Origin of the sequence: Methanocella arvoryzae MRE50 (assembly GCF_000063445.1) — an archaeon.
Classification (GTDB): domain Archaea; phylum Halobacteriota; class Methanocellia; order Methanocellales; family Methanocellaceae; genus Methanocella_A; species Methanocella_A arvoryzae.
The window spans coordinates 1,084,449-1,104,537 of the sequence record NC_009464.1 but is presented as its reverse complement, the minus strand read 5'-3'; the positions used below and the strand labels follow the sequence as shown (position 1 = coordinate 1,104,537).

Here is a 20,089-nt window from a genome sequence, read left to right as displayed (position 1 = left end):
ACATGAGCCTTAAACTGTCGAATTCGATGGCTTACCAGAGCCCTGATCTGATGATGTTCGGTTCGGCTCTGAAGCCTGTCCGCGTCAGGTGCGGGATGGCCATCGGGGGAGGTGCTGTCATCCCTGAGATCGTCCCGCATCCCCGGCTGGGGAGCGAGCAGAACCTCAAGACGCTGCTCCGGGAGTTCGAGCGGGCCAACGGCGATGCGCTGGAGCAGTGCATCCTCCTGGGCTTCCCCGGCATCATCATCGAGAACGAGCACGTGTCCCAGATGACGCAGAACCCTGACTGGGGAAAGGAGATCGCCAGGCAGACGGCGGGGCAGATCGACGATTACTACGATAAATACGGCCTCAGCGCCGGCTACCGGGCGACCATCGCCGACCTCAGAAAGCCCGAGGTGGCCCACCTGAGGCGGTCGGACCGGGCCTCTCTGATCCTGGAGGCGTTCGAGGCCTGCGCGGAGCACGCGGACATAATCTCCATAGAATCAGTGGGCGGCAAGGAAATTTCGGACCACGCCATCATCCGGAACGACGTTACCGGGATGCTCTTCGCTCAGGCAGTGCTGGGCGGCCGGGACATGGAATGGCTGTGGCCGCAGATCGTCGGCATCGCGAAGAAGCGCGGCTGTATCGCCGGCGGGGATACCGACTGCGCTCAGGCGAACGTAGCCATGTACCTCGCCGGGGGCTTCGCCTCAAAGGACGTGCCTCACTCGCTGGCCGCTCTCTGCCGGGCCATGGCAGCCGGCAGGTCTCTCGTCGCCTACGAGTGCGGCGCCACTGGCCCTGGTAAGGACTGCGGGTACGAGAACCCGATCATCAAGGCGATCACCGGGCTGCCCATGTCTGCCGAGGGCAAAACCAGCGCCTGCGCGCACCTGAGCCTGTGCGGCAACGTGACCGCCGCCGTGTGCGACCTCTGGGCGAACGAGGCGGTGGAGTACCACGAGATGTTTGGCGGCACCACTCCCGCCGTTTTCACCGAGATGCTGGGGTACGACGCAGCGATGATGAACTCTTCGATCGCGCTTGGCTTCCATAAAGAACTCCAGGCCTGTATGATCAACTCCGATCGGTACCGGAGCCCCCACGGCTACATCCTCTGCCCCGACATCGCGTGGGAGATCGGCAAAGCGATCGTGGAGAACAACGACAGCATGTATTCCCGGGCGAAGGCGGCGGCGCTGAAATGCGGCCAGCTGATGCTCTCTGATGCCCGGCTCAGGTTCACCGCTTACGAGCGGGATTCTCTGCTGGGGTACATGAAAGAGCTTGAAGCCCTCCCTGACAGGGAAGGCGATTTCATCGACATGTGCCTGAAGAAATACGAGAGAGTCAAAGCGTTCAAGCCAGCGTCCTACGAGCTATGAGACTGATAAATATGGATAAGGATGGATTTAACGGAGTGACCCGATGGCCAGACTCGCTATTGCCCTTGACCTGGGGACGAGCGGATTCAGGGCTCAGGCCCTTAACCTGGAGTCCCGGGAAACGCTGTCCACCGTGATCACGTCATGCCACCCGCTGCCGGGGGACAATGTGATCGATCATATCAGCTTTGCCTTAGATGCCGGCATCGAGGTCGCCCGGAAGCTCATCGTCGAGGCAGTCAACCGTCTCATCGCAGCCCTCGGGGTGCCTCTGGACGAGGTAAGCGTGTTCGGCGTCTGTGGCAACCCCGCCCAGCTATCTTTGTTCCAGGGTATGGAAATACGTGATCTCGCTTATGCCGGGAAGCGAAAGCTTGACTCGCTCGGCGTGAATGTTCCCCGGCGGGAAGCGGCTGTTCTCAAGGCCTGGCAGTTTCCCGGGCTTCTCCTCCCCCCGGACTGCGACATCCTCATTCCTCCGGCGGTACGCCACGAAGTCGGGGCAGACGCGCTTGCCCTCATTATTAAAACAGGCATGCTTGAGCGTGACGAGACCTCCCTGGCGATCGATTACGGGACGAACGCCGAGATGGCGCTCTTCCATAACGGGGTGGTGTATACTGGTTCAACTGCGGCGGGGCCCGCTCTCGAAGGGCAGCAGATCACCTGCGGCACAATAGCCATTCCTGGCGCTATATGTGACCTGGAGCCGGAAGAAACGACCGACGTACCCTTCTACCGGCTGATGATGCTGGATGCCGGCATGTCTCCTGTGCCAGGGCCCGTTGTCGACTTCCGTGAAAGCCGTTTCGTCGGCTCCGGCGTGCCCAGGCCCGCAGGTATCACGGGCACTGGTACAGTAGCAGCTATCTATGAGGGAATCGAGTGCCGCCTGATCTGCCTTCCACATATCACCACTACCGATCGCAGGTTGCACTTCGGCGAAGACGTGTACCTGGCGGAAGCAGACCTGATAGAGGCCGGTAAGGCGATGGGCGCAATCAGGGCAGGGTACATAGCGCTATGCAAGCGTGCGGGCATTGCCATTCAGGATATCGATACTGTGTACATGTCAGGATCGGCCGGCACTTATATGGATGCCCTGAAAGCGCAGAAACTGGGGCTGATCCCGCCGAGGGTGAGCAAAGTGTGCCATGTCGGCAATACCTCTCTGGCAATGGCCCGGGACCTGGTATCAGACCCGGCGAAGCTCGGGGAGATGTCAGAGCTTGCCCGGAAGCTGAAAAGATACCACTGTATGTTCGCCCTGTCGGCCGTCTTCAAAAAGGCCTACGTGCTGGAACTTTCGTACTGGACCGAGGGCATGCCGGCCCACCTTCACAGGTCCCTGCTGAAGCGGTATGGCCTGCCAGATCTGCCGCCTGTGGCAGGGACGCCAGAGGTTCTGCATCTCGTGAAAAAGGACATCGAGGATACCGGCATTATGGGCCTGACTACGCTGCACGATTTCGGTAGTTCCGCCGATGCGCAGTTCGAGGGGTGTACAGCCTGCTGGCAGTGTGTCTCAGGATGTCCCGGAAAAGCGCTCTCTGCCCTGAAGAGCGAGCCTCCTGTCGTAGCGATCGATCCTTCCCGGTGCAAGGGCATGGCTTGCAGGCGATGTGAGCGCATATGCCCTGAAAGGGTCTTCAAGGTCCGCCAGTTTTTCAGCAGCCTCCTGCCTGAGGGGGGCTCATCATGATTGTAACCCGCGAAGACCTCTCATCACTTCCGCTACTCTATGAGGGCAACAGCACTCTGGTGTACCTCCTGGAAGAGTCGGAGTACGGCGGCCCCGTAGTAATCAAGGTACTTCAGCCCGGATATGCTGCCCATGGCGGGACCGGGCGGCTTGACGTAGAGTACGAGATAGCGAAAGGACTGGATCTGCCGGGCGTCAGAAAAGCCTGGGAGTACCTGACGATCGATGGCAGCCCGGCAATTGTCCTTGAGTACGTCGAAGGCAGGGCGGCCTCTGAGGTCTTCCGGGAACGACTGAGTCTCGAGAACATGCTCAGGATAGCCTTGTCCCTGGCCGTCGCACTGGATCAGCTGCACCGCCACAAAATACTGCACAGAAACCTCACCAGCAGCAATGTTATCATTGACAAAGATATGCAGGCCACAATCATTGACCTGGACATGGCAGTGGCCGGCGGCAGGGTCGTCAGGCGGGAGAGCCTCGACATGTTCGAAGGTCCGCTGGAGTATATTTCGCCCGAGCAGACGGGAAGGATAAATCTCCCTATCGACTATCGCAGCGATCTTTATTCGGCAGGCGTCATACTCTACGAAATGTTTGCCGGGAGGCTGCCCTTCTATGCGGCTTCCCGCTCAGAACTCACCCACCAGATCCTGGCCAGAAACCCGGTGCCTCCGCACGAGGTCAATCCGCTGGTGTCCGAGGCGGTTTCTGCCATCGTGATGAAGCTGCTGGCCAAGAGCCCTGAAGATCGGTACCAGTCAGCGTACGGCCTGATGGCGGACCTGGAAAAGGCCTTGAGCCGGCTGCGGTCCTCCGGCAGGGTCGAGCCGTTCCAGCCGGGCCTCGAAGACCTGCCCGGAGTCTTCCAGCTGCCCGGCAAGCTGTACGGCCGGGAACCTGAGACCGTCGAGCTCCTCAAAGCGATAGAGGATGCTGCGGAGGGTGGCTCCGAGGCTGTGCTGATTACCGGCCCTCCCGGAGTGGGCAAGACCATGCTGGTCAGCGACGTGCAGCGGTTTGCCGGAAAAGCCGGTGGCTATTTTATCACCGGCAAGCCGGACGAGTACCAGAAAAACTCCCCACATTATGCCCTGATCCAGGCTTTCACCGAACTGGTCGACCAGATACTCACCGAGAGCGTGGAGAGCGTAGCTAACTGGAAGGCGAAAATTTTACAGGCAGTCGGAACCAGCGGAGGCTTGCTGGTCAGCATGATCCCCCGGCTGGAACTCATCATCGGCCGGCAGCCCCCGGTTCCGGACCTCGGGCCCACCGAAGCGCAGAACCGCTTCAGGCTCGTCTTCCTGAGCTTCGTCAGATCGATAGCGGGAAAAGGGCATCCGCTCGTCCTCTTCATCGACAACCTGCAGTGGGCCGACCCCGCGACGGTGAACCTGCTCAGGCCGCTGATGGCAGGACAGGACTACCCGTACCTGCTGTTTATCGGCGCGTACAGGAATACTGAGACGGGCCCCGGACACCTCCTGTCCATGGCGATAGATGAGCTGAGACGAAGTCAGGCTCATATCCGGTTTATCCAGCTGGAAAACCTGTCGCCGGATGCGCTCAACCAGATAGTCTCTGATACGCTTCGCTGCGATCCCTCATTCTCCCGCCCTCTGTCCAACCTGATCTTCGAGAAGACCGGGGGTAACCCGCTGTTCGCTGTACAGTTCCTCCAGTCGCTGTATGAAGCCGGCCACCTCACCTTCAACTACGACCTGCGTCAGTGGGAATGGGACGTCGATCACATTCAGCACATGGGGATCACTGATAACGTGGTCAGGCTGGCGATGCAAAAGATCGAGCGGCTGCCCGAGAAAACGAGACACCTGCTATCGCTGGCCGCATGCATCGGAAACCAGTTCGATACCTGGACACTGGCAGCGGCAGCTGAGATGCCGGACCAGGAAGTCGAAGATCACCTCTGGCCGGCGGTCGAAGAAGGGCTGATCCTGCCTGTCGGGGAACCGATCTCCCCGGATCTGGGCGAGACTCTGCAGGCAAACGAGAGCCGGTTCGAGTTCCTGCACGACCGGGTCAGGAAAGCTTCCCTCTCTTTACTTCCCCGGCGGCAGCGAAAGCTCGTGCATGTGAAGCTGGGCCGGATGCTCCTGCAGAGTACCTCTGAAACAGAGCTTGAAGATATGATCTTCACCCTGGTCAGCCACCTCAACGAGGGCTTCCAGTACCTGGATAGCGCAGCTGAGCGGCTCCGGCTGGTCGAGCTAAATCTTTCCGCCGGGCAGAAGGCGAAGCGGGAGGCGGCTTATCAGGCAGCCATCTGGTACTTCAGCATGGGCATAGGGATGCTGCCTCCGGATAAGTGGGAGAGGTATCACAACCTGACACTTAACCTGTACATGGAGGCCATCGAAGCAGAATACCTCAGCCTGAACTTCGAAAGGGCTGAACTGCTGTCCAGCGAGGTACTGCAGCACACGGACGACGTGCTGGTCCGGGGGCGGGTGTACGAGCTGCATGTCATTTTCTACGCGACGCAACGGCAGGACGAGGAAGCTATCCAGGCGGGGCTGGAAGCGCTCGACCTGCTGGGGGTACAGCTCCCCCGGGAGCCTGGAGCGCTTCAGGAGTACTCAGCGCAGCTACGCCAGGAACTTGCCAGGAAAATCCCGCGGGTGGAGGACCTTGCCTACCTGCCCGCAATGACAGAAGCCCGGCAGCTGACGCTGATGAGGGTGATGATGAGCCTAGCCGCGCCTGCGTACAGGATGAATTATACCCTGCTCACGGCGCTCATCTCGATGATGGTCCTCATCTCTGTGAAGCACGGTAACTCGCCCATGTCGGCCTTCGCATACGGCTGGTATGCAGTGCTGCTATGCGGGCCGTACGGGGACGTCGAAACCGGCTACCGGTTCGGACAGCTTTCCCTGAAACTGCAGAGGCTGTACAAGGCAAGGGAGCATGAGGCGAAGATCAACTTCCTCTTCAACGTGTTCGTGAGGCCCTGGAAAGAGGATGCCCGGGACTCGCTTAAGACACTGAAAGAAGTCTCTCAGGCCGGCATGGAAACCGGCGACCTCGAATACGCTTTTGCCAGCGCGGTTCACTACAGCGGCTATCTCTTTTGCACTGGCGGACAGGTCGACGAGATCCGCAGGAGCGCGATTACATGCCTGGATACCATGGATCGGCTGAGGCTGGAGTTGCACGGCGATCTGGCCCGGATATGGGGACAGGCTGCGCTTAACCTGGCCGGCGAGGCCGCCGATCCACGGCATCTACATGGCAGGCTTCTGGACGAGACCACCGCCCTTGTCCGGTGGAGAATGGAAAAGAATTATTTCCCCGCCTTCTGCACCCTGTACTGTAAAATCCGGCTACAATACCTGTTCGGCGACTACAGGGGCGCGATCGAGTCCGCCGCATCCTGTGCGGAATATGAAAAATCCGGCGAAGGTTACCTGTACTACGCCGATTTTCTCTTCTATTATGCGCTGGCACTGCTGGCGTACTACCCGAACGCCGCGGAGCACGAGAAAATATGGCTTCTCGAGAAGGCGAAATCGGTCCTCGCTGACCTGAATAGCCGGGCCAGCCATTCGCCCCTGAACTTCAGTCATAAGTGTGATTTAGTAGAAGCCGAATTAGCCCGCGCGACCGGCGAGATAGGCCAGGCAGTAGCCCTGTACAGTCATGCGATCAGGGCCACCCGGGAAAACGGCTTCGTAAGCGAAGAAGCGCTGGCCTACGAGCTGGAAGCCAAATTTTACCTGTCTCTGGGCCGGGACGATCTCGCAGGGGTCAGCCTTCGCAATGCCACCGACTGCTATCGCATATGGGGCGCTTCACGCAAGGCTGAGAACCTCAAAGCACAGTACAAGTACCTGCTCGTCCGGGAACGCGCCGCTTCGCTGGACGCTGCGGCGATTATCGCAGCATCTCGCACTCTCTCCCAGGAGATCCGCCTCGAGCAGCTGCTGAACCGGCTCACGAGCATCGCCATAGAGAATGCGGGTGCCCAGAAGGGCATCCTGATGATGGTAAGAAACGCTTCGCTGTTCGTGCAGGCACGAGGCGTCATCGGTCGCCCGCAGGTCGAGACTCTCCCGGGACTGCCGATCGAGGAGAGCGGGGAGGTCCCCGTCTCCGTAGTCAACTACGTGGCGAGGACGAAGACGCCAGTCATGCTCAACGACGCGTGCCACGACAGCATCTACGGGTCGGACCCGTATATCTCGGAGCATCGTACCAGGTCTATGCTCTGTCTTCCTATCGTCCACCACGATGCCCTGTCGGGCATTCTGTACCTCGAGAATAACCTGGCCACAAACGTGTTTACCCCTGAGAACCTCGAGCTTTTAAAAGCACTGGCTTACCAGGCCGCCATCTCCATCGAGAACGCTCACGTCTACGATGCGCTGCGGGAGAGCGAATCCAGGTTCAGGACGCTGGCCGAGACCAGCTCTGCCGGCATCCTTGTCTACCGCCAGAAAATCCTCTACGCAAACCCGGCTACTGAGAAGCTCCTGGGCTACAGCGTCGAAGAGTTGCTGTCCATGGATATCGCAGAGATCGTCCACCCCGAGTTCCGGGAAAAGGTCAGGGAGCGGGTGAAGTGCCGGCTGAATGGCGAGGCCGTACCCACCCACGACGAGTATCCGATGGTCCGGAAAGACGGTGAAACGAGGTGGATCGATGTCTCCGTCACACAGTTCCAGTACCAGGGTCAGCCAGCCGGCCTGGGCATCCTGATCGACGTCACGGATCGCAAGCGGGCGGAGGAAGGGCTGAAAGCGGCCAAAGCACAGGTCGAGATGTACCTGGACCTGATGAGCCACGACATCACGAACCTGAACCAGATCGGCATCGGCTTCCTGGAGTTCGCCCTGAGCACCATGGACCTTGACAGGAGCAGCAGGGAACTAATCTCCAAGCCGCTGGAAGCACTGCAAAGCAGCACGAGGCTGATAGAGAATGTTCGGAAGCTGCAGCGAGTAATTGAGGGCGGCGTCAGGCACTACGAAACCGACGTCGACCAGGTGATCAGGGAACTGGTCTCGACCTACTCGAACCTCGTCGGCAGAGATATAAAGATCAACTACACCGGGTGCAAGTGCATCGTGATGGCCAACGAGCTGCTCACCGACGTCTTCTCCAACATCATCGGCAACGCCATCAAGCACTCTCTCGGCAAGCTGATCATCTCCATCACGCTGAAAAAAGAGGTGGTCGACGGGAAACCCTACTGTTACGTGTCAGTAGAGGACAATGGCCCGGGCATCCCCGACGAGCTAAAGGTGAGGCTCTTCAGCAGGTTCCAGAAAGGAAAAACCCGCACCAGCGGCAAAGGCCTCGGCCTATACCTGGTGAAAGTGCTGGTCGAAGACTACGGCGGCAAAGTCTGGCTGGAAGACTGCGTGGCCGGGGAGCACACAAAAGGCTGCAGGTTCGTGATCATGCTGCCTGCCGTCGCAGCTTCGGAGCAGCCCGGTACTGCCCTGCCGGGCTGAAGCGAACCTTACCGGCCTCACCGCCCGGATACTCCCGGCCTGGGTGCCCAGTCTACTTCCACTCGAGCCTTGCGCAACACTTTGTTTTTCAGGTAATATCCCGGCATCGCCACGTACCGGACAGTCGGCCTTACGAGAATTTTGGGGGGACGGTCCGCGAGATTGATGATCTCGTGCCTGATATCGTCAAAGGGCTCGCCCTTTTCGATCGGTATCTTTGCTACCCCTGCCTGCTCAAGCCTCTGCAGCAGGCTGGAATAAACGGTCACTATCCATCCGAACCCTTCTACGTTTTTACCTTCATACTGCCGGATGTAACCAGAAAGGCCGTCGCAGACCTCTATCAAGCTGAGTAGCTGTACCTCCAGGTTGTTGGCCATGCTGATCCTTTCTTTTTGTACCTCTTTCATATAACTCAAAAGCACGTCTCTGAAGCCTTGTGTCCTGGTCATGAGCTCCTGTGCGTACCTTTCTTCCAGACTCGACAGGCCGGCAGGTGTGTCTTTTCCCTGCGGGGCTACTGATCGTGCTGCTCTATCGTTCATCATTGTTCCTCATCCACCGCTACCAGCATACCTATTTTCCACCATTTGCTCAGCACTTATCACCATGTCCCGTCAGTCCGGAAGTTCGATGAACAGGGTCAAAGCCGCTGATGCCAGTATTCAGTTTAAATGGCAATGCTAATACTACGTGATATCTGAAATATTTTAATATACGACTGTAACAAGTTCGTCAAAAACGATAAATAAATTTTGTTGTACAACATCAAATACCGGGCGCTTCTCACTCGCAATGTATACGCAGGCAGCTGTTACCGCGCACATGTCTGCGTGACGTCTGACCGCCCATGTAAAAGTCTTTATAGGATGCAGCCTCCATTTTTTCCGCGATGAGCCACGTTTATCTTGGAAAGCTGACGCTGTTCTGGTGTGACGCCTGCAACGTGCCCGTGCTCGGCAAAAGGTGCGCGAAGTGCGGGAACGAGACGCGACGGGTAGAGGTCACGCCGCCCGGCGACATCAGGCCGGCCTTCCCCTTCGACGTCGATCTCATAAACCGGGCGATCGCCGATGGCTTCGGCCACGAAGGCATGATCCAGGATAAAGTTGTCGTGCTCAACAAGGCTCCGTACGAGGACCGGCTCGACGAGATCTACGTGGACGGCCGGATGTTCGGCGCCGTCAGGTTCGACCCGGTCAGGCTCAGGTGGATTTTCATGCCCAGGCCCTATGCGGCTAAACAGATGAAGCTGACCAAGGGCTTCGTGATCGCCGACAAAGGGGCGGAAAAGCCCCTGCTTGGCAGCTCCAACATGCTTGGCCCCGGGGTGGTCGGCTGTGACGAGTCTATCCAGATCGACGACGAGGTCATAGTACTGGTCAACGGCAGGCCGGTGGCTATGGGCAGGGCCAAGATGACGGGCGCCGACATGAAGGCCAGGAAAAAGGGTGTGGCGGTCAAGACCCGGTGGAACGGCTACGATGACCACGCCGTCCCGGCCGGGGGCCAGACCTGGGACGATGCGATAGCCGCTAACGCAAACTATATCGACGGCTTCGAGAGCGAAGGCATCAGCTTCGCGAAGAGGGTGGCTGCAGAGAAGAACCTGCCCGTCACTGTCTCGTACTCCGGCGGCAAGGACAGCCTGGCCACGCTGCTGATCGTGAGGAAAGCCCTGCCGGACTTCGATGTGATGTACATCAATACAGGGCTGGAGTTCCCTGAGACCACGGCCAACGTGCACGAGGTGGCAGAGAAGTACCAGCTGAAGCTGAAGGTGGCCGAGGCTGAGTCCTTCTGGGCAGCGGCCCCCAAGTTCGGGCCTCCGTCGGTTGAGGCACGCTGGTGCTGCAAGGTCTGCAAGCTCGGCCCGATCACCGACCTGATTGAGAACAGCTACCCTGAGGGCTGCCTTTCCTTCATTGGCCAGCGCCGGTACGAGTCCGAGGTCCGGGCGAAGAGCCTGCGGGTCTGGCAAAACCCATGGGTGGGCAACCAGATCAGCGCGTCGCCCATCCAGAACTGGACCGCCCTGCACATCTGGCTCTACCTGTTCCGGGAGAAAGCGCCCTACAATCCGTTATACGAGCGGGGCTTCGACCGGATCGGGTGCTGGCTGTGCCCGAGCGCCAGCCTGGCCGACTATGAATACGTCCGGCAGCAGCACCCCGAAATGTGGCAGCAGTGGGAGGCTTTCCTGCTGGACTACTGTAAAAAGGTAGGGCTGTCCCCCGGCTACGTGACCTACGGCCTCTGGCGGTGGAAGCGCCTGCCCCCGCAATGGGAGGAGATCCGCAAGGCTCTGGGTATCACGACTACTACACCTGAGGGTAAGGTGGAAGCCCTGGAGTTCAACGTCGTCTGCGGCCATCGCCCGTGCAAGGACGGCTCCGTGAGCGCCGAGGGCAGCTTCGACGCCCCGCTGGATCTGGAGAGGCTCGAAGTCATGCTCAGGCCGCTGGGCGAGATCAAGACCATAGACGGAGTCCTCTTCATTCCTTCCGCAGAGGGGAGCGTACAGGTCTTCGCCACCGGCACTGTAGTGGCCAGGGGCAAGGACGAAGCAGCAGTGGGAGAGACCATCCGGCTGGCCGAAAATGCCATCAGGAGAGGCATGCTGTGCACCGGCTGCGGGGTGTGCGTGGGCGCATGCCCCATAAACGCTATAACTAAGGAGAACCACAAAGCTAGCATCAGCGAGGCATGCAACGCATGTGGTGAATGTATCTCCATCTGCCCCCTCGTCAAATTCAGGAGAAGCGGAGGACAGTAAAGTGAAGATCGCGATAATCGACTATGGTGCAGGCAACCTGAACAGCGTGGCAAGAGGCCTCGCCTTCGTCGGGACGCCGGGCAGGATCACCGGCGATCCCGCAGAGATCGAGGCTGCGGACGCGCTCGTCCTCCCCGGGGTCGGAGCTTTCGAAGCCTGCATGCGCCAGGTCGAGCCGTTAAAAAAGGTCATCCTGGAGCGCGTCGATGCCGGAGTGCCTCTGCTCGGCATCTGCCTCGGCATGCAGATGTTCTACGAGGCCAGCGAAGAGAACGGCCGGCACGAGGGACTCAAGATTGTCCCCGGCACGGTATCCCGGTTTGCGGGAGGCCTGAAAGTCCCCCACATGGGCTGGAATTCGCTGTCCGTAGAGCGGGAGCATCCGCTGCTCAAGGGCATCGAGACTGGCAGCTACGTCTATTTTGTCCACTCGTACAGGGCTGAAGTAAGCCCCTGTACCGTGGCATCAGCGGACTATGGAGGGGCCTTTACAGCCATCGTCTCCAACGATGCCGGCAACGCCGTAGGCACCCAGTTCCACCCGGAGAAAAGCGGCCCTGTCGGACTAAGGATGCTTAAAAATTTCGCAGAGATGATTTAACTCTGGCCAAAAATGTAGTGCAGGTGTGTTAGTGAAGGACATATTATTACAGGCAGAGATCGCCATTTCGAGATTCTACCCCGACTACCGGAAGCTGGTAAAGTCGCTGATGGTGGGCGTGCTTGCCACGCTCGTCGACATGGCGATACTGTTCGCACTGGATCACTATGTCGGCCTCTTCTACATCATCGCGAAGATCATTTCCTATCACGTTGGCATGGGCGTGAGCTTCTACCTTAACAAGACCTTCACGTTCAGGAACACCTATGAGAAATACCACCATCAGCTGGCGTCTTTCGCGCTGGTAGCATACTCTCAGATGGCTTTAACGGTAGCCCTGCTATTCGTTCTGGTCCAGTTCATCTTCCAGAACGACGCGACTCTCTACGTCATGATCGCCAACGTCATTGTAGCCTTCATCGGCTTCATCTACGCTTTTACGATCAACAAGTCGGTGACGTTTAAGATATTCAAATAATTTTTTCGTTCCAGCCCAGATGGCCGTATACCGGTTCCTTCGCCATTGACGCTCGCCCGGCAACTGGATTAAAATATTTAGGCGCTGTCGATGCCCTTGAGCAGCGACGATAAGGTCTCAAAAGTAGACTTCACGATGAGGTATGCGCCGCCGATGTAGACTATGCTCTGCGGGGTCACGGGCAGCACTACGATGGAAAGGAAGGCTGCGGCCAGCAGGGCGGTGTCGCCTCTGGTGAGGAAGGCGGCCACTTTCTCCATTACGTTGGGGTTGACTTCGGACGAGTCCATCTCCAGCACGATGGTGCCTTTCTGGAATACTTTGATCCAGCTGGACTCCTCCGAGATCAGGATGGCCGTGGAGTTTGGCAGGCTTTCGGTGATGCCGCTGGCGGCGGCGTGTCTGGTGCCGAAGCCCGGCAGGGTGGTCGAGCGTAGCAAACGGGCGCCGAAGGCCACGAGCTCTCCTCTCGGGGTAATCAAAACAGAGCCGTCGATGGTCGCCAGCTTCTCCAGGACCACATTCATGCCCTTCTCGGTCACAGGATAAGCGGTGGTAAACTGCGGGTAGTGGGTTTCGAAAAGGCCGTCTATGTCAGCACGGTCGGCTATCACGATCAGGCCGCCCTCTCCGCTCTTGGAGATGCCCTTAGCGACGCCCAGGATTACGTCCATCACTTTTTCTTCCTGGACCTCACGCTCGTCGATAGTCACTGCTTCTGCTGCCAACGTCCGCCTCCGCCACTCAAAATTTCCTATGTCTTAGTGCACTTTGAAATATTAGTAGGTTATCATAGACTGGTGAGTACGCTTACTCGCCAGACGGGCTTGCTCGTCCAAGCAGGCCAATTCGTATTTTGTCCTTATCCTATAAAAGGAAATAGCATGCGACACAAGCAATTGTAGCTGCTTCGCATGCTACAATAGCTTGTGTCTTAGGCAATTGAAGCTTTGCTACGCACGCTCCAATTGAATGCGACACAAGCAATTGTAGCTGCTTCGCATGCTACAATAGCTTGTGTCTTAGGCAATTGAAGCTTTGCTACGCACGCTCCAATTGAATGCGACACAAGCAATTGTAGCTGCTTCGCATGCTACAATAGCTTGTGTCTTAGGCAATTGAAGCTTTGCTACGCACGCTCCAATTGAATGCGACACAAGCAATTGTAGCTGCTTTGCATGCTACAATAGCTTGTGTCTTAGGCAATTGAAGCTTTGCTACGCACGCTCCAATTGTATGAGCCGTAAGCAGTTGTGAAGTACTCTTAAATACCAAAAGGGTGGATATGCACTAAACCATGAAAAACAAGCTCGCCTTTGTGCTTGTCCTCCTGATGCTGCTGGCTTTGGGAGTCCTCGCCGGCAGTCTCGTCTACTCGACCATCCTTCTCGCCTCGGTGGTCAACTGGGTGCTGGTCAGAGAATGGATACCCCTGGCGTCGTACACACTGCTGGGTATCGTGGTGGTTATCACCATCTATTTTGCCGCCCGCTTTGTCGAGCAGAGCCGCATGTACCGCCTGCCGGAAGCCAGCGTGCGGAACCCGCTGCCGATGACGATCATCATCCCCACCCTGAACGAGGAGCGCACCATCGGGCAGTGCGTCGAAAGCATCATGAAGGCGAACTACCCCCACGACAGGCTGGAAGTGATCATCGCCCCTGAGGTCCGCCCGAGGTGCAGGGACTCGACACCGGAGATCGCTGCGGCGCTCTCCCGGAAGTACCCGTGTGTCAAGGTCGTTCCTAACGAAGGGCCCCACGCCGGCTCTAAGGCAGGATCGATCAATAACAGCCTCACCCATGCGACCGGCCAGATCATCGCCATCTACGATGCGGATCACACCATAGATAAGGACGCGCTGATCCGGGCTTCGGCCGAATTCATCATGGACCCGAAGCTGGACTGCATCGGCGGAAAGGTCATGGCCAGGAACATGGACTACAACCTCTTTACCACGATAACCGGCAACGAATCGACGGTCCTCAACAATTTCTCGAGGTTCATCTCCGACTTCCTGACAGGTAACCACTCCATCTATGGGTCGAACGTTTTCCTCCGGAAAACCGTGTTCGACCGCATCGGCGGCTTCGACGAGTCCAGCCTGACCGAGGACTGCGACCTGGGCATGAAGCTGATCAGGAAAAACTGCCACATGCGCATCGACTACACGATCAAAAGCTACGAGCAGCCGGCGCTTGGCCCACGGGACTGGTGGCACCAGCGCGTGCGGTGGACCCGGGGCAGCATGGGCGTCCTGCGCAAGCACCTCAAGCAGTCTGCAAAGGAGCGCATCAACCTGAAAACGCTCAACACGATCCTGCTGTACTCCCTGAGCACCGGAGGGCTGCTGTTCAGCGTCATCCTGATGGGCTTCCTGGGGTTCATGCTCTACGTCAACGTCGTGCCCCCCATAATCCTGATCGCGCTTGTATTACCGCTGGCCATCCTGTTCGCTGCCGAGTCCATCCTCCAGCTCGAAGAGGGGAGGGGAAGCATCTCCGACATCCTGCTCTCTATCTTCGTCCGGCCATGGATCATCTTCGCCTACTCCCTCGTAGGCGTATACTCAGTCGTGCTCGAAGTGCTTGACGCCGAGCGCGACTGGGAGGAAAACAAGCGTATTTGACCGCCAGAGATGCCCGGATCATTCTGTGGGCAGTGCTATCCGCCATTTACGTGGTATCAAGCTAATTCTCCCGCGGGTAGAAACTGGAACCATGTACCAGATGCGCAAAGCCGTGGATGTGAACAGCAACGCCCCTGAATTCGCCGCGAGAGACGTCCGAGGCACTGAGTTCAACATCGCTACCTTTAGAGGCCGAAACAACCTTGTCATCTTTTTCTACCGCAACAGCCGGTGCCAGACCTGCCGGGAAGAGCTGAAAAACCTGGCCGACTACTATGGCTACATCTCTCAGCAGGACGGGGAAGTAGTCGCCATCAGCACCGACAACCTCGACGAGGCGAAGAACCTGGCCGTAGACTTAAAACTGCCCTTCCGGGTGATCAGCGACCCGGAGCACAGGATCGCTGACCTTTACGGCGTCTTCGACACGACGACCGATACTGCTTATCCCGCCCTATTCCTGATTGATAAAAACGGCGTAGTACGCTACCGCAAGATCATCGAAGGGCTCAACGACCTGGTCCCCGGCAGCGACGTCGCCAACAGGCTCCGCGACATGGGGCCAGGCATGGGCTCACACGGCGGGTTTAACCCGAGGCCGTCGCCATAGGCGATGAAAAGTTCCCTAAAATAAATGGTTCAGGCGCTGAAGCGCCTTGATCATTATCTACTTTTTAATATTCTCGTTCATATACCGCCCGCTATACCCTTCCTGCTCTGAACTGAGATGCATGAAGATGAGTTGGATGGCCCTGGTATCCTTTTTCAAGAAGAGGCCCTGCTCGTTGTGAACGACCAGGAGCGCCTCGCTTCTGCCCCGGTAGCCGGCGTCCCAGATGGCCGTCTCCACGGTGGCGCCCATGCGGAGCAAACTTGACCTGGGCCGGGCAATGGCGCACATATCCTTAGGAATGCTGACGATCTCGTTGAACACGATTTTATAGCAGCCCTTCGGCAGGAAGAGCCAGCCGTCCGAATCCCATTCGAGCCGCTGGTATACGGGCAGCTTTCGGTCGGCGTTGTCGAACCCGATACGCCCGGGGCCGTCGAAGGCTTCTATATGTTCTACTGTCAGCTCCAGACCATTCACCTGTGTCTGGGCATCAGCATCTATGGCGCCCTCAATCAGTCCCTTTCTAATGAGCCCTGAGAGCTCTGTCTTGCCGGGGATCATCAACAATCACACCCTCGTCGAAAGTTCTCACGAACGGCTTAATGTCCAGCACCGGGGTGCCGTCAAGCGCGTCCAGCCCCTCGACGGCCAGAGTATTGCCTTTCCGCTCGATAAGCTTTACTACCGTGACGCCGATCGGGTTCGGCCGGAACTGGCTCCGGGTGTTGAAAACGCCGGTGATAGGGCGAGACTCGTCGCCACGGGGGTGAAGCCTGAGCCGGTATCCTGTTGAGCGGTCGAAGTAGAAGATCACGGTGATCAGCTCGTTCTGCTCTATGTCCATGAGGCCGTCGGCATATTCCTCATCGATCACGATCTCGGAGCGCATGTGCCGGAATTCATCGGAATGAGTATCCTGTCCCGCGTCATTATTTATGTAGCCAATGGGGGTAAGCGTCATCCGGTCCATACTAAAGGGATAGGACATGCGGGTATATAAACAGAAAGCTGGTAAAATGCCTATTATTGCCCTTATATCCGGACAATTGAGTTCGCATCGCAGATTTCTCCCGTCATCGTTAGTTTAGAGATATAGAAATAAAGGCCTGGTTAGTTATAGAATCAGCCTGATTTACTCTTGTAGCCTAAGTAGTAATTACCAAGTTACCGGTGATATCATGAATGCGATTAAAGCTGGCATCTCTGCAGGAATATTAGGTATTGTGTTAATTGTTGCCAAACTATTTACCATGATGCTTCTAGTCAAGGCATTTCCTGTCTCCGAGATGGGATTCATCGGGCTGGCTACCACACTGTTATGTTATGCCGTACCGGGCGCTTTGGCCGGTATATTTGCGTCTCGCCATGTCATGAGTACTAAGGAGTCTCTGCTACCTGGGCTGATCGCCGGCGGAATCGTAACTTTTGTAAAAATACTCATAGCGGCCAGTATTATCTTCCCAGTAATAGGCGGTGAGCACGGGAAGGACTTAGTTTTACCCATGCTCATTAGTATTCTCCTCCAGGCACCCTTCACTATTGTGCTTTGCGGCTTGTGCTCTGCACTGGCAGTTTTTTTCACCAGGGAGCTCTACTGGAGTATTCCAGCGCGTGAGCAGGACCCTGATCCTGCAGCGCTAAAAACTTTATACGATGAGCTATGGAAAGATGCGACGACCCTGGTTATCGACATGAACCGGAGCATCAGGGTTTACCTGTTTGGAGGGGTCCTGATGCTGATCTGCGGTCTGGTAATCCTCGGGATGGGGCTTGCCGGCTGGCAGTATCTCAGCCCTAGGGGAGGCGCAGCATCAGATTATGTCATCGTAATCGGCGAAATCGCCGGCGGCTTGATACAGATAATCATCAGCCCATACCTACTATACTGGTACTACAAGCTGAAGAAGCGCTATTCAAGGCTTATTCAGATGGAAAAAACCCTTGGAGCCTGATGGATGACCCGGAGCAAATCGCCTCCGCCCTCAAAGGCTGCGGAGAGACTCATGGAGTACCTTGACATTATCAAAATGGCGCAGGATCAGCGTGGCAAGGCGCTCTGGTACGATATATACCGCAGGGCAGGCAATCAGTATCAGACAGATAGCATGATCCAGTACCTGCAGGATAATGGTCTCATAGGCGGCAACAAGGAGGAAGGCTACCATATGACTGAAAAAGGCCATACCTGGCACGACATCCTGAAGAAACACCGGGATCTTGTGGGAGTGCTAACGCGAGAGCTTAGCGGAGATCGTAGAAAAGAATGGTGATTCTCCTGAATGTTCATTTTCTACGCGTATTAATTTAATATTGCCAGCCGCGCCAATCGGGTTACTAAATCGCATCATGTCGGTATCAAGAAGTTTTTAAACGATCGGAGGCTAACTATAACCCGTATGGCAGGCAAGGACCGGATATTCCGGGTGAAAAGATATGGCACGGCAGGCAAGCTCATGTATTCGCTGGCTGCCGTAGGCCTGCGGCTATCCCGTGTCCCTGTCATTGGCAAGTTCTTTGATATTGTAGCTTCCCGGCACAGGCTCAAGGTCGTCACTGTGCCCGTGGAAGCAAAGTTCAGCCGCAACCCGGCAGTACTCCACATTGACGCTGCTAAGGCGCTGGTCGAAGCCTCTTCCTACATCGTCCGCACCGACTGCATGTGTCGGGAAAGCCAGCAGTGTACTGAGTACCCGATCGATATCGGCTGCTTATTTCTGGGCGAGGGCGCCCGAAAGATGGGCCGGCATAATAAGGTGCGCCCGGTGACCCGGGAAGAAGCGCTCGCCCATCTCGAAAGGGCGCGCGAGGCAGGCCTTATCACAAACGTGATCTGGTCCTCGCTGGAACTGGCCGCCATGGGCGCAGACCCCGCACACACTGTCGAGCTTTGCTCGTGCTGTCCATGTTGTTGTCTCGCCTTCAAGACCAGGAATGCATCTGTGGCGTTCCTCGACGGGATTGCAGGCTTCGGAGTGTCCCGCATCACCAGCGTGGACGACTGTACCCGGTGCACAAATTGTGTGGGCGTATGTCCCTTCAAAGCCATCCGGCTGGACGACATCGTCGAGGGCCCGGTCATCGACGAGAGGCGGTGCAAAGGCTGTGGCCGTTGCGAGGTCGTATGCCGGCCCGGAGTCATCAAAATCGTGCCCTTCGAGCCTGCTAAGAGCGCAACCCCTCTACCAGGCACAATGTACCTGGAAGAGTTCCTCCAGAAGGTCCGGTAGCGCAAAACCCGGTGTTATCTAGTCACCCCTGTTACTTTTTAATGTTCATTACTCGTACACTGTTGTCTATGTGCGGTGAGATAGCAATACGAACGCTGCGCTGTGCAAAACCTCACAGATTCCACGGATTGAGACAGAATCCACAGATTACGACCGATTGCACAGATAAGCAAAAATGTTCTGATCGAGTACTCTTATGATTGCAATCGGTATTCGAATAGTATTAGAGTATTCTTTCTGTGATATCGTGTAGTAATCCGTGGATTCAGCAGAGAAATCTGTGGAATCAATCTGAATCTGTGGTATCTGTGAGGATTGGCACAGCGCAGCGTTCGACATGCTGTCTCGGGAGAGCCTGCACAACCGGGTAACGCATAGCGCAGTGTTCGTTCTGCAATCTCCACAGTTATTTCTTCTTCTCTACAGGGCGTTTTACTATGGTATAGAGGTTCCTGCGGTAGATGAAAGCTACCAGCAGGGCTACAGGCACGGCGATGAGGAGGATCGCAATGGCGATCGCATATATCCAGATTTTGGCCCACGCCGTCTGTCGGGCGTTCCAGCCTCCGGTGAGCTCTGCTGTCTTTTGGCCCGCATCTGCGCTGACTGAACTTAGCTTTAGCTGCTCCTGCCGGACGTTGTCGAGCAGGTTTTTGGCATAGCCCTTGAGGTTGAGGACGTTTTCCTGGTAGTCCTCCGCAACGCCGAACAGATATTCAGCGTATTCCTGAAGGCTGCCTCCTATCAGTGGCACGTAAGCCAGCAAACCTGTCGCCCACTGCTGGATAAAGGCCAGGAAATCTCCGACGTCCGACATGTTGTCCAGCGCTCCCTGGACTTTCGCTATTTGGTCCTCCATGACGTCGAGGTCCGTCGTCGTATGCGTAATATCGTCCTGCAGCTCAGGGTCAGCGTAGCCTGTGCCGTTCTTTATTTCCTTCGACCTCGAGATGATCCCCGGCAGGCGTTCGTTGGCTTCGACGGTTGCGTTGCTGAAGTCGTTCAGCTGGTTGTTCAGGTTGTTGATGAGGATGACCGCGCCTTCGTACCCGGCGTTGGTGCTGTTGACGGTGCCGGTGATGAGGCCGATGGCGTACTCGTTGGTGATCCCGTACTTGTTCAGGCTCCGCTTCAGGTTGAGATTGTCGATGATGCTGTTCGAAAGGTTGGCGAGAGGCGTCACTGTGTTACGGATGTTCCGGGTGTC

At 57.0% G+C, this 20,089-nt stretch carries 16 protein-coding genes; 11 read left to right on the top strand and 5 right to left on the bottom strand.

The window, feature by feature from the left end; translation table 11 throughout:
* The first annotated feature begins 2 nt into the window (after positions 1-2).
* From RCI_RS05650 to RCI_RS05640, 3 genes are read left to right on the top strand one after another with little or no spacing between them, the layout of a single operon-like run.
* A complete protein-coding gene (locus RCI_RS05650) occupies positions 3-1,376 on the top strand; it encodes a methyltransferase MtaB domain-containing protein (RefSeq protein WP_012035438.1) in 1,374 nt (457 codons plus the stop codon).
* A gap of 43 nt (positions 1,377-1,419) precedes the next feature.
* Positions 1,420-3,078 carry a methylamine methyltransferase corrinoid protein reductive activase gene (locus RCI_RS05645; protein WP_012035437.1) on the top strand — a complete coding sequence of 553 codons (1,659 nt, stop codon included), beginning with the start codon at positions 1,420-1,422 and terminating at the stop codon, positions 3,076-3,078.
* Entirely contained in the window at positions 3,075-8,558 is a 5,484-nt protein-coding gene (locus RCI_RS05640) for an AAA family ATPase (RefSeq protein WP_012035436.1), read from the top strand. The genes RCI_RS05645 and RCI_RS05640 overlap by 4 nt, the downstream gene beginning before the upstream one ends.
* Before the next feature lie 17 nt (positions 8,559-8,575).
* On the opposite strand, the gene RCI_RS05635 is transcribed toward RCI_RS05640, so the two are convergent.
* Entirely contained in the window at positions 8,576-9,106 is a 531-nt protein-coding gene (locus tag RCI_RS05635; RefSeq protein ID WP_012035435.1) for a nucleotide exchange factor GrpE, read from the bottom strand.
* Positions 9,107-9,450: 344 nt separating this feature from the next.
* Between RCI_RS05635 and RCI_RS05630 the strand changes: the two genes are divergently transcribed.
* The 3 genes from RCI_RS05630 to RCI_RS05620 are packed head-to-tail and all read left to right on the top strand — an operon-like array spanning position 9,451 to position 12,413.
* A complete protein-coding gene (locus RCI_RS05630; RefSeq protein ID WP_012035434.1) occupies positions 9,451-11,334 on the top strand; it encodes a phosphoadenosine phosphosulfate reductase domain-containing protein in 1,884 nt (627 codons plus the stop codon).
* Between the two features lies 1 nt (position 11,335).
* Positions 11,336-11,935 carry an imidazole glycerol phosphate synthase subunit HisH gene (gene hisH, locus RCI_RS05625; protein WP_012035433.1) on the top strand — a complete coding sequence of 200 codons (600 nt, stop codon included), beginning with the start codon at positions 11,336-11,338 and terminating at the stop codon, positions 11,933-11,935.
* A 31-nt stretch (positions 11,936-11,966) separates the two neighbouring features.
* A complete protein-coding gene (locus RCI_RS05620) occupies positions 11,967-12,413 on the top strand; it encodes a GtrA family protein (protein ID WP_048198112.1) in 447 nt (148 codons plus the stop codon).
* A 77-nt stretch (positions 12,414-12,490) separates the two neighbouring features.
* On the opposite strand, the gene RCI_RS05615 is transcribed toward RCI_RS05620, so the two are convergent.
* The gene (locus RCI_RS05615; protein ID WP_012035431.1) at positions 12,491-13,141 is read right to left on the bottom strand and encodes a DNA integrity scanning protein DisA nucleotide-binding domain protein; all 651 of its coding nucleotides are present in this window, start codon (positions 13,139-13,141) and stop codon (positions 12,491-12,493) included.
* A 569-nt stretch (positions 13,142-13,710) separates the two neighbouring features.
* On the opposite strand from RCI_RS05615, the gene RCI_RS05610 reads away from it, so the two are divergent.
* Both RCI_RS05610 and RCI_RS05605 read left to right on the top strand, forming a co-directional pair.
* Positions 13,711-15,042 (top strand): glycosyltransferase, encoded by a 1,332-nt coding sequence (locus RCI_RS05610; RefSeq protein WP_148266538.1) that lies wholly within the window; start codon positions 13,711-13,713, stop codon positions 15,040-15,042.
* A gap of 91 nt (positions 15,043-15,133) precedes the next feature.
* Positions 15,134-15,652, top strand: coding sequence for a peroxiredoxin family protein (locus tag RCI_RS05605; protein WP_048198111.1), 519 nt, complete (start codon positions 15,134-15,136; stop codon positions 15,650-15,652).
* Positions 15,653-15,709: 57 nt separating this feature from the next.
* Here RCI_RS05605 and RCI_RS05600 read toward each other — a convergent pair whose 3' ends face one another.
* Together RCI_RS05600 and tsaA are read right to left on the bottom strand one after the other, a co-directional pair.
* Complete coding sequence (locus RCI_RS05600; RefSeq protein WP_394296432.1) at positions 15,710-16,219, bottom strand: deoxyuridine 5'-triphosphate nucleotidohydrolase; 510 nt, start codon at positions 16,217-16,219, stop codon at positions 15,710-15,712.
* Entirely contained in the window at positions 16,179-16,625 is a 447-nt protein-coding gene (gene tsaA, locus RCI_RS05595) for a tRNA (N6-threonylcarbamoyladenosine(37)-N6)-methyltransferase TrmO (RefSeq protein WP_148266537.1), read from the bottom strand. Before tsaA ends, RCI_RS05600 begins: the two co-directional genes overlap by 41 nt.
* A gap of 208 nt (positions 16,626-16,833) precedes the next feature.
* Between tsaA and RCI_RS05590 the strand changes: the two genes are divergently transcribed.
* The 3 genes from RCI_RS05590 to RCI_RS17315 all read left to right on the top strand — a co-directional run bounded on the left by RCI_RS05590 (position 16,834) and on the right by RCI_RS17315 (position 18,882).
* On the top strand, positions 16,834-17,607 hold the full coding sequence (locus RCI_RS05590; RefSeq protein ID WP_012035426.1) for a hypothetical protein: 774 nt from the start codon (positions 16,834-16,836) through the stop codon (positions 17,605-17,607).
* A gap of 3 nt (positions 17,608-17,610) precedes the next feature.
* On the top strand, positions 17,611-17,925 hold the full coding sequence (locus RCI_RS05585; RefSeq protein ID WP_012035425.1) for a winged helix-turn-helix domain-containing protein: 315 nt from the start codon (positions 17,611-17,613) through the stop codon (positions 17,923-17,925).
* Positions 17,926-18,051: 126 nt separating this feature from the next.
* Entirely contained in the window at positions 18,052-18,882 is an 831-nt protein-coding gene (locus RCI_RS17315) for a 4Fe-4S binding protein (protein WP_012035424.1), read from the top strand.
* A gap of 406 nt (positions 18,883-19,288) precedes the next feature.
* Here the strand turns inward: RCI_RS17315 and RCI_RS05575 are convergent, their stop codons facing one another.
* Positions 19,289-20,065, bottom strand: a complete 777-nt coding sequence (locus RCI_RS05575) for a hypothetical protein (RefSeq protein WP_012035423.1) — start codon at positions 20,063-20,065, stop codon at positions 19,289-19,291.
* Positions 20,066-20,089 lie beyond the last annotated feature (24 nt).

Coding starts and splice junctions, on each gene's coding strand:
- RCI_RS17315 (WP_012035424.1), top strand. CDS start 18,052: ATGGCAGGCAAGGACCGGATATTCCGGGTGAAAAGATATGGCACGGCA.
- RCI_RS05610 (WP_148266538.1), top strand. CDS start 13,711: ATGAAAAACAAGCTCGCCTTTGTGCTTGTCCTCCTGATGCTGCTGGCT.
- RCI_RS05630 (WP_012035434.1), top strand. CDS start 9,451: ATGAGCCACGTTTATCTTGGAAAGCTGACGCTGTTCTGGTGTGACGCC.
- RCI_RS05635 (WP_012035435.1), bottom strand. CDS start 9,106: ATGATGAACGATAGAGCAGCACGATCAGTAGCCCCGCAGGGAAAAGAC.
- RCI_RS05590 (WP_012035426.1), top strand. CDS start 16,834: ATGAATGCGATTAAAGCTGGCATCTCTGCAGGAATATTAGGTATTGTG.
- RCI_RS05645 (WP_012035437.1), top strand. CDS start 1,420: ATGGCCAGACTCGCTATTGCCCTTGACCTGGGGACGAGCGGATTCAGG.
- RCI_RS05640 (WP_012035436.1), top strand. CDS start 3,075: ATGATTGTAACCCGCGAAGACCTCTCATCACTTCCGCTACTCTATGAG.
- RCI_RS05650 (WP_012035438.1), top strand. CDS start 3: ATGAGCCTTAAACTGTCGAATTCGATGGCTTACCAGAGCCCTGATCTG.
- RCI_RS05605 (WP_048198111.1), top strand. CDS start 15,134: ATGTACCAGATGCGCAAAGCCGTGGATGTGAACAGCAACGCCCCTGAA.
- tsaA (WP_148266537.1), bottom strand. CDS start 16,625: ATGGACCGGATGACGCTTACCCCCATTGGCTACATAAATAATGACGCG.
- RCI_RS05585 (WP_012035425.1), top strand. CDS start 17,611: ATGACCCGGAGCAAATCGCCTCCGCCCTCAAAGGCTGCGGAGAGACTC.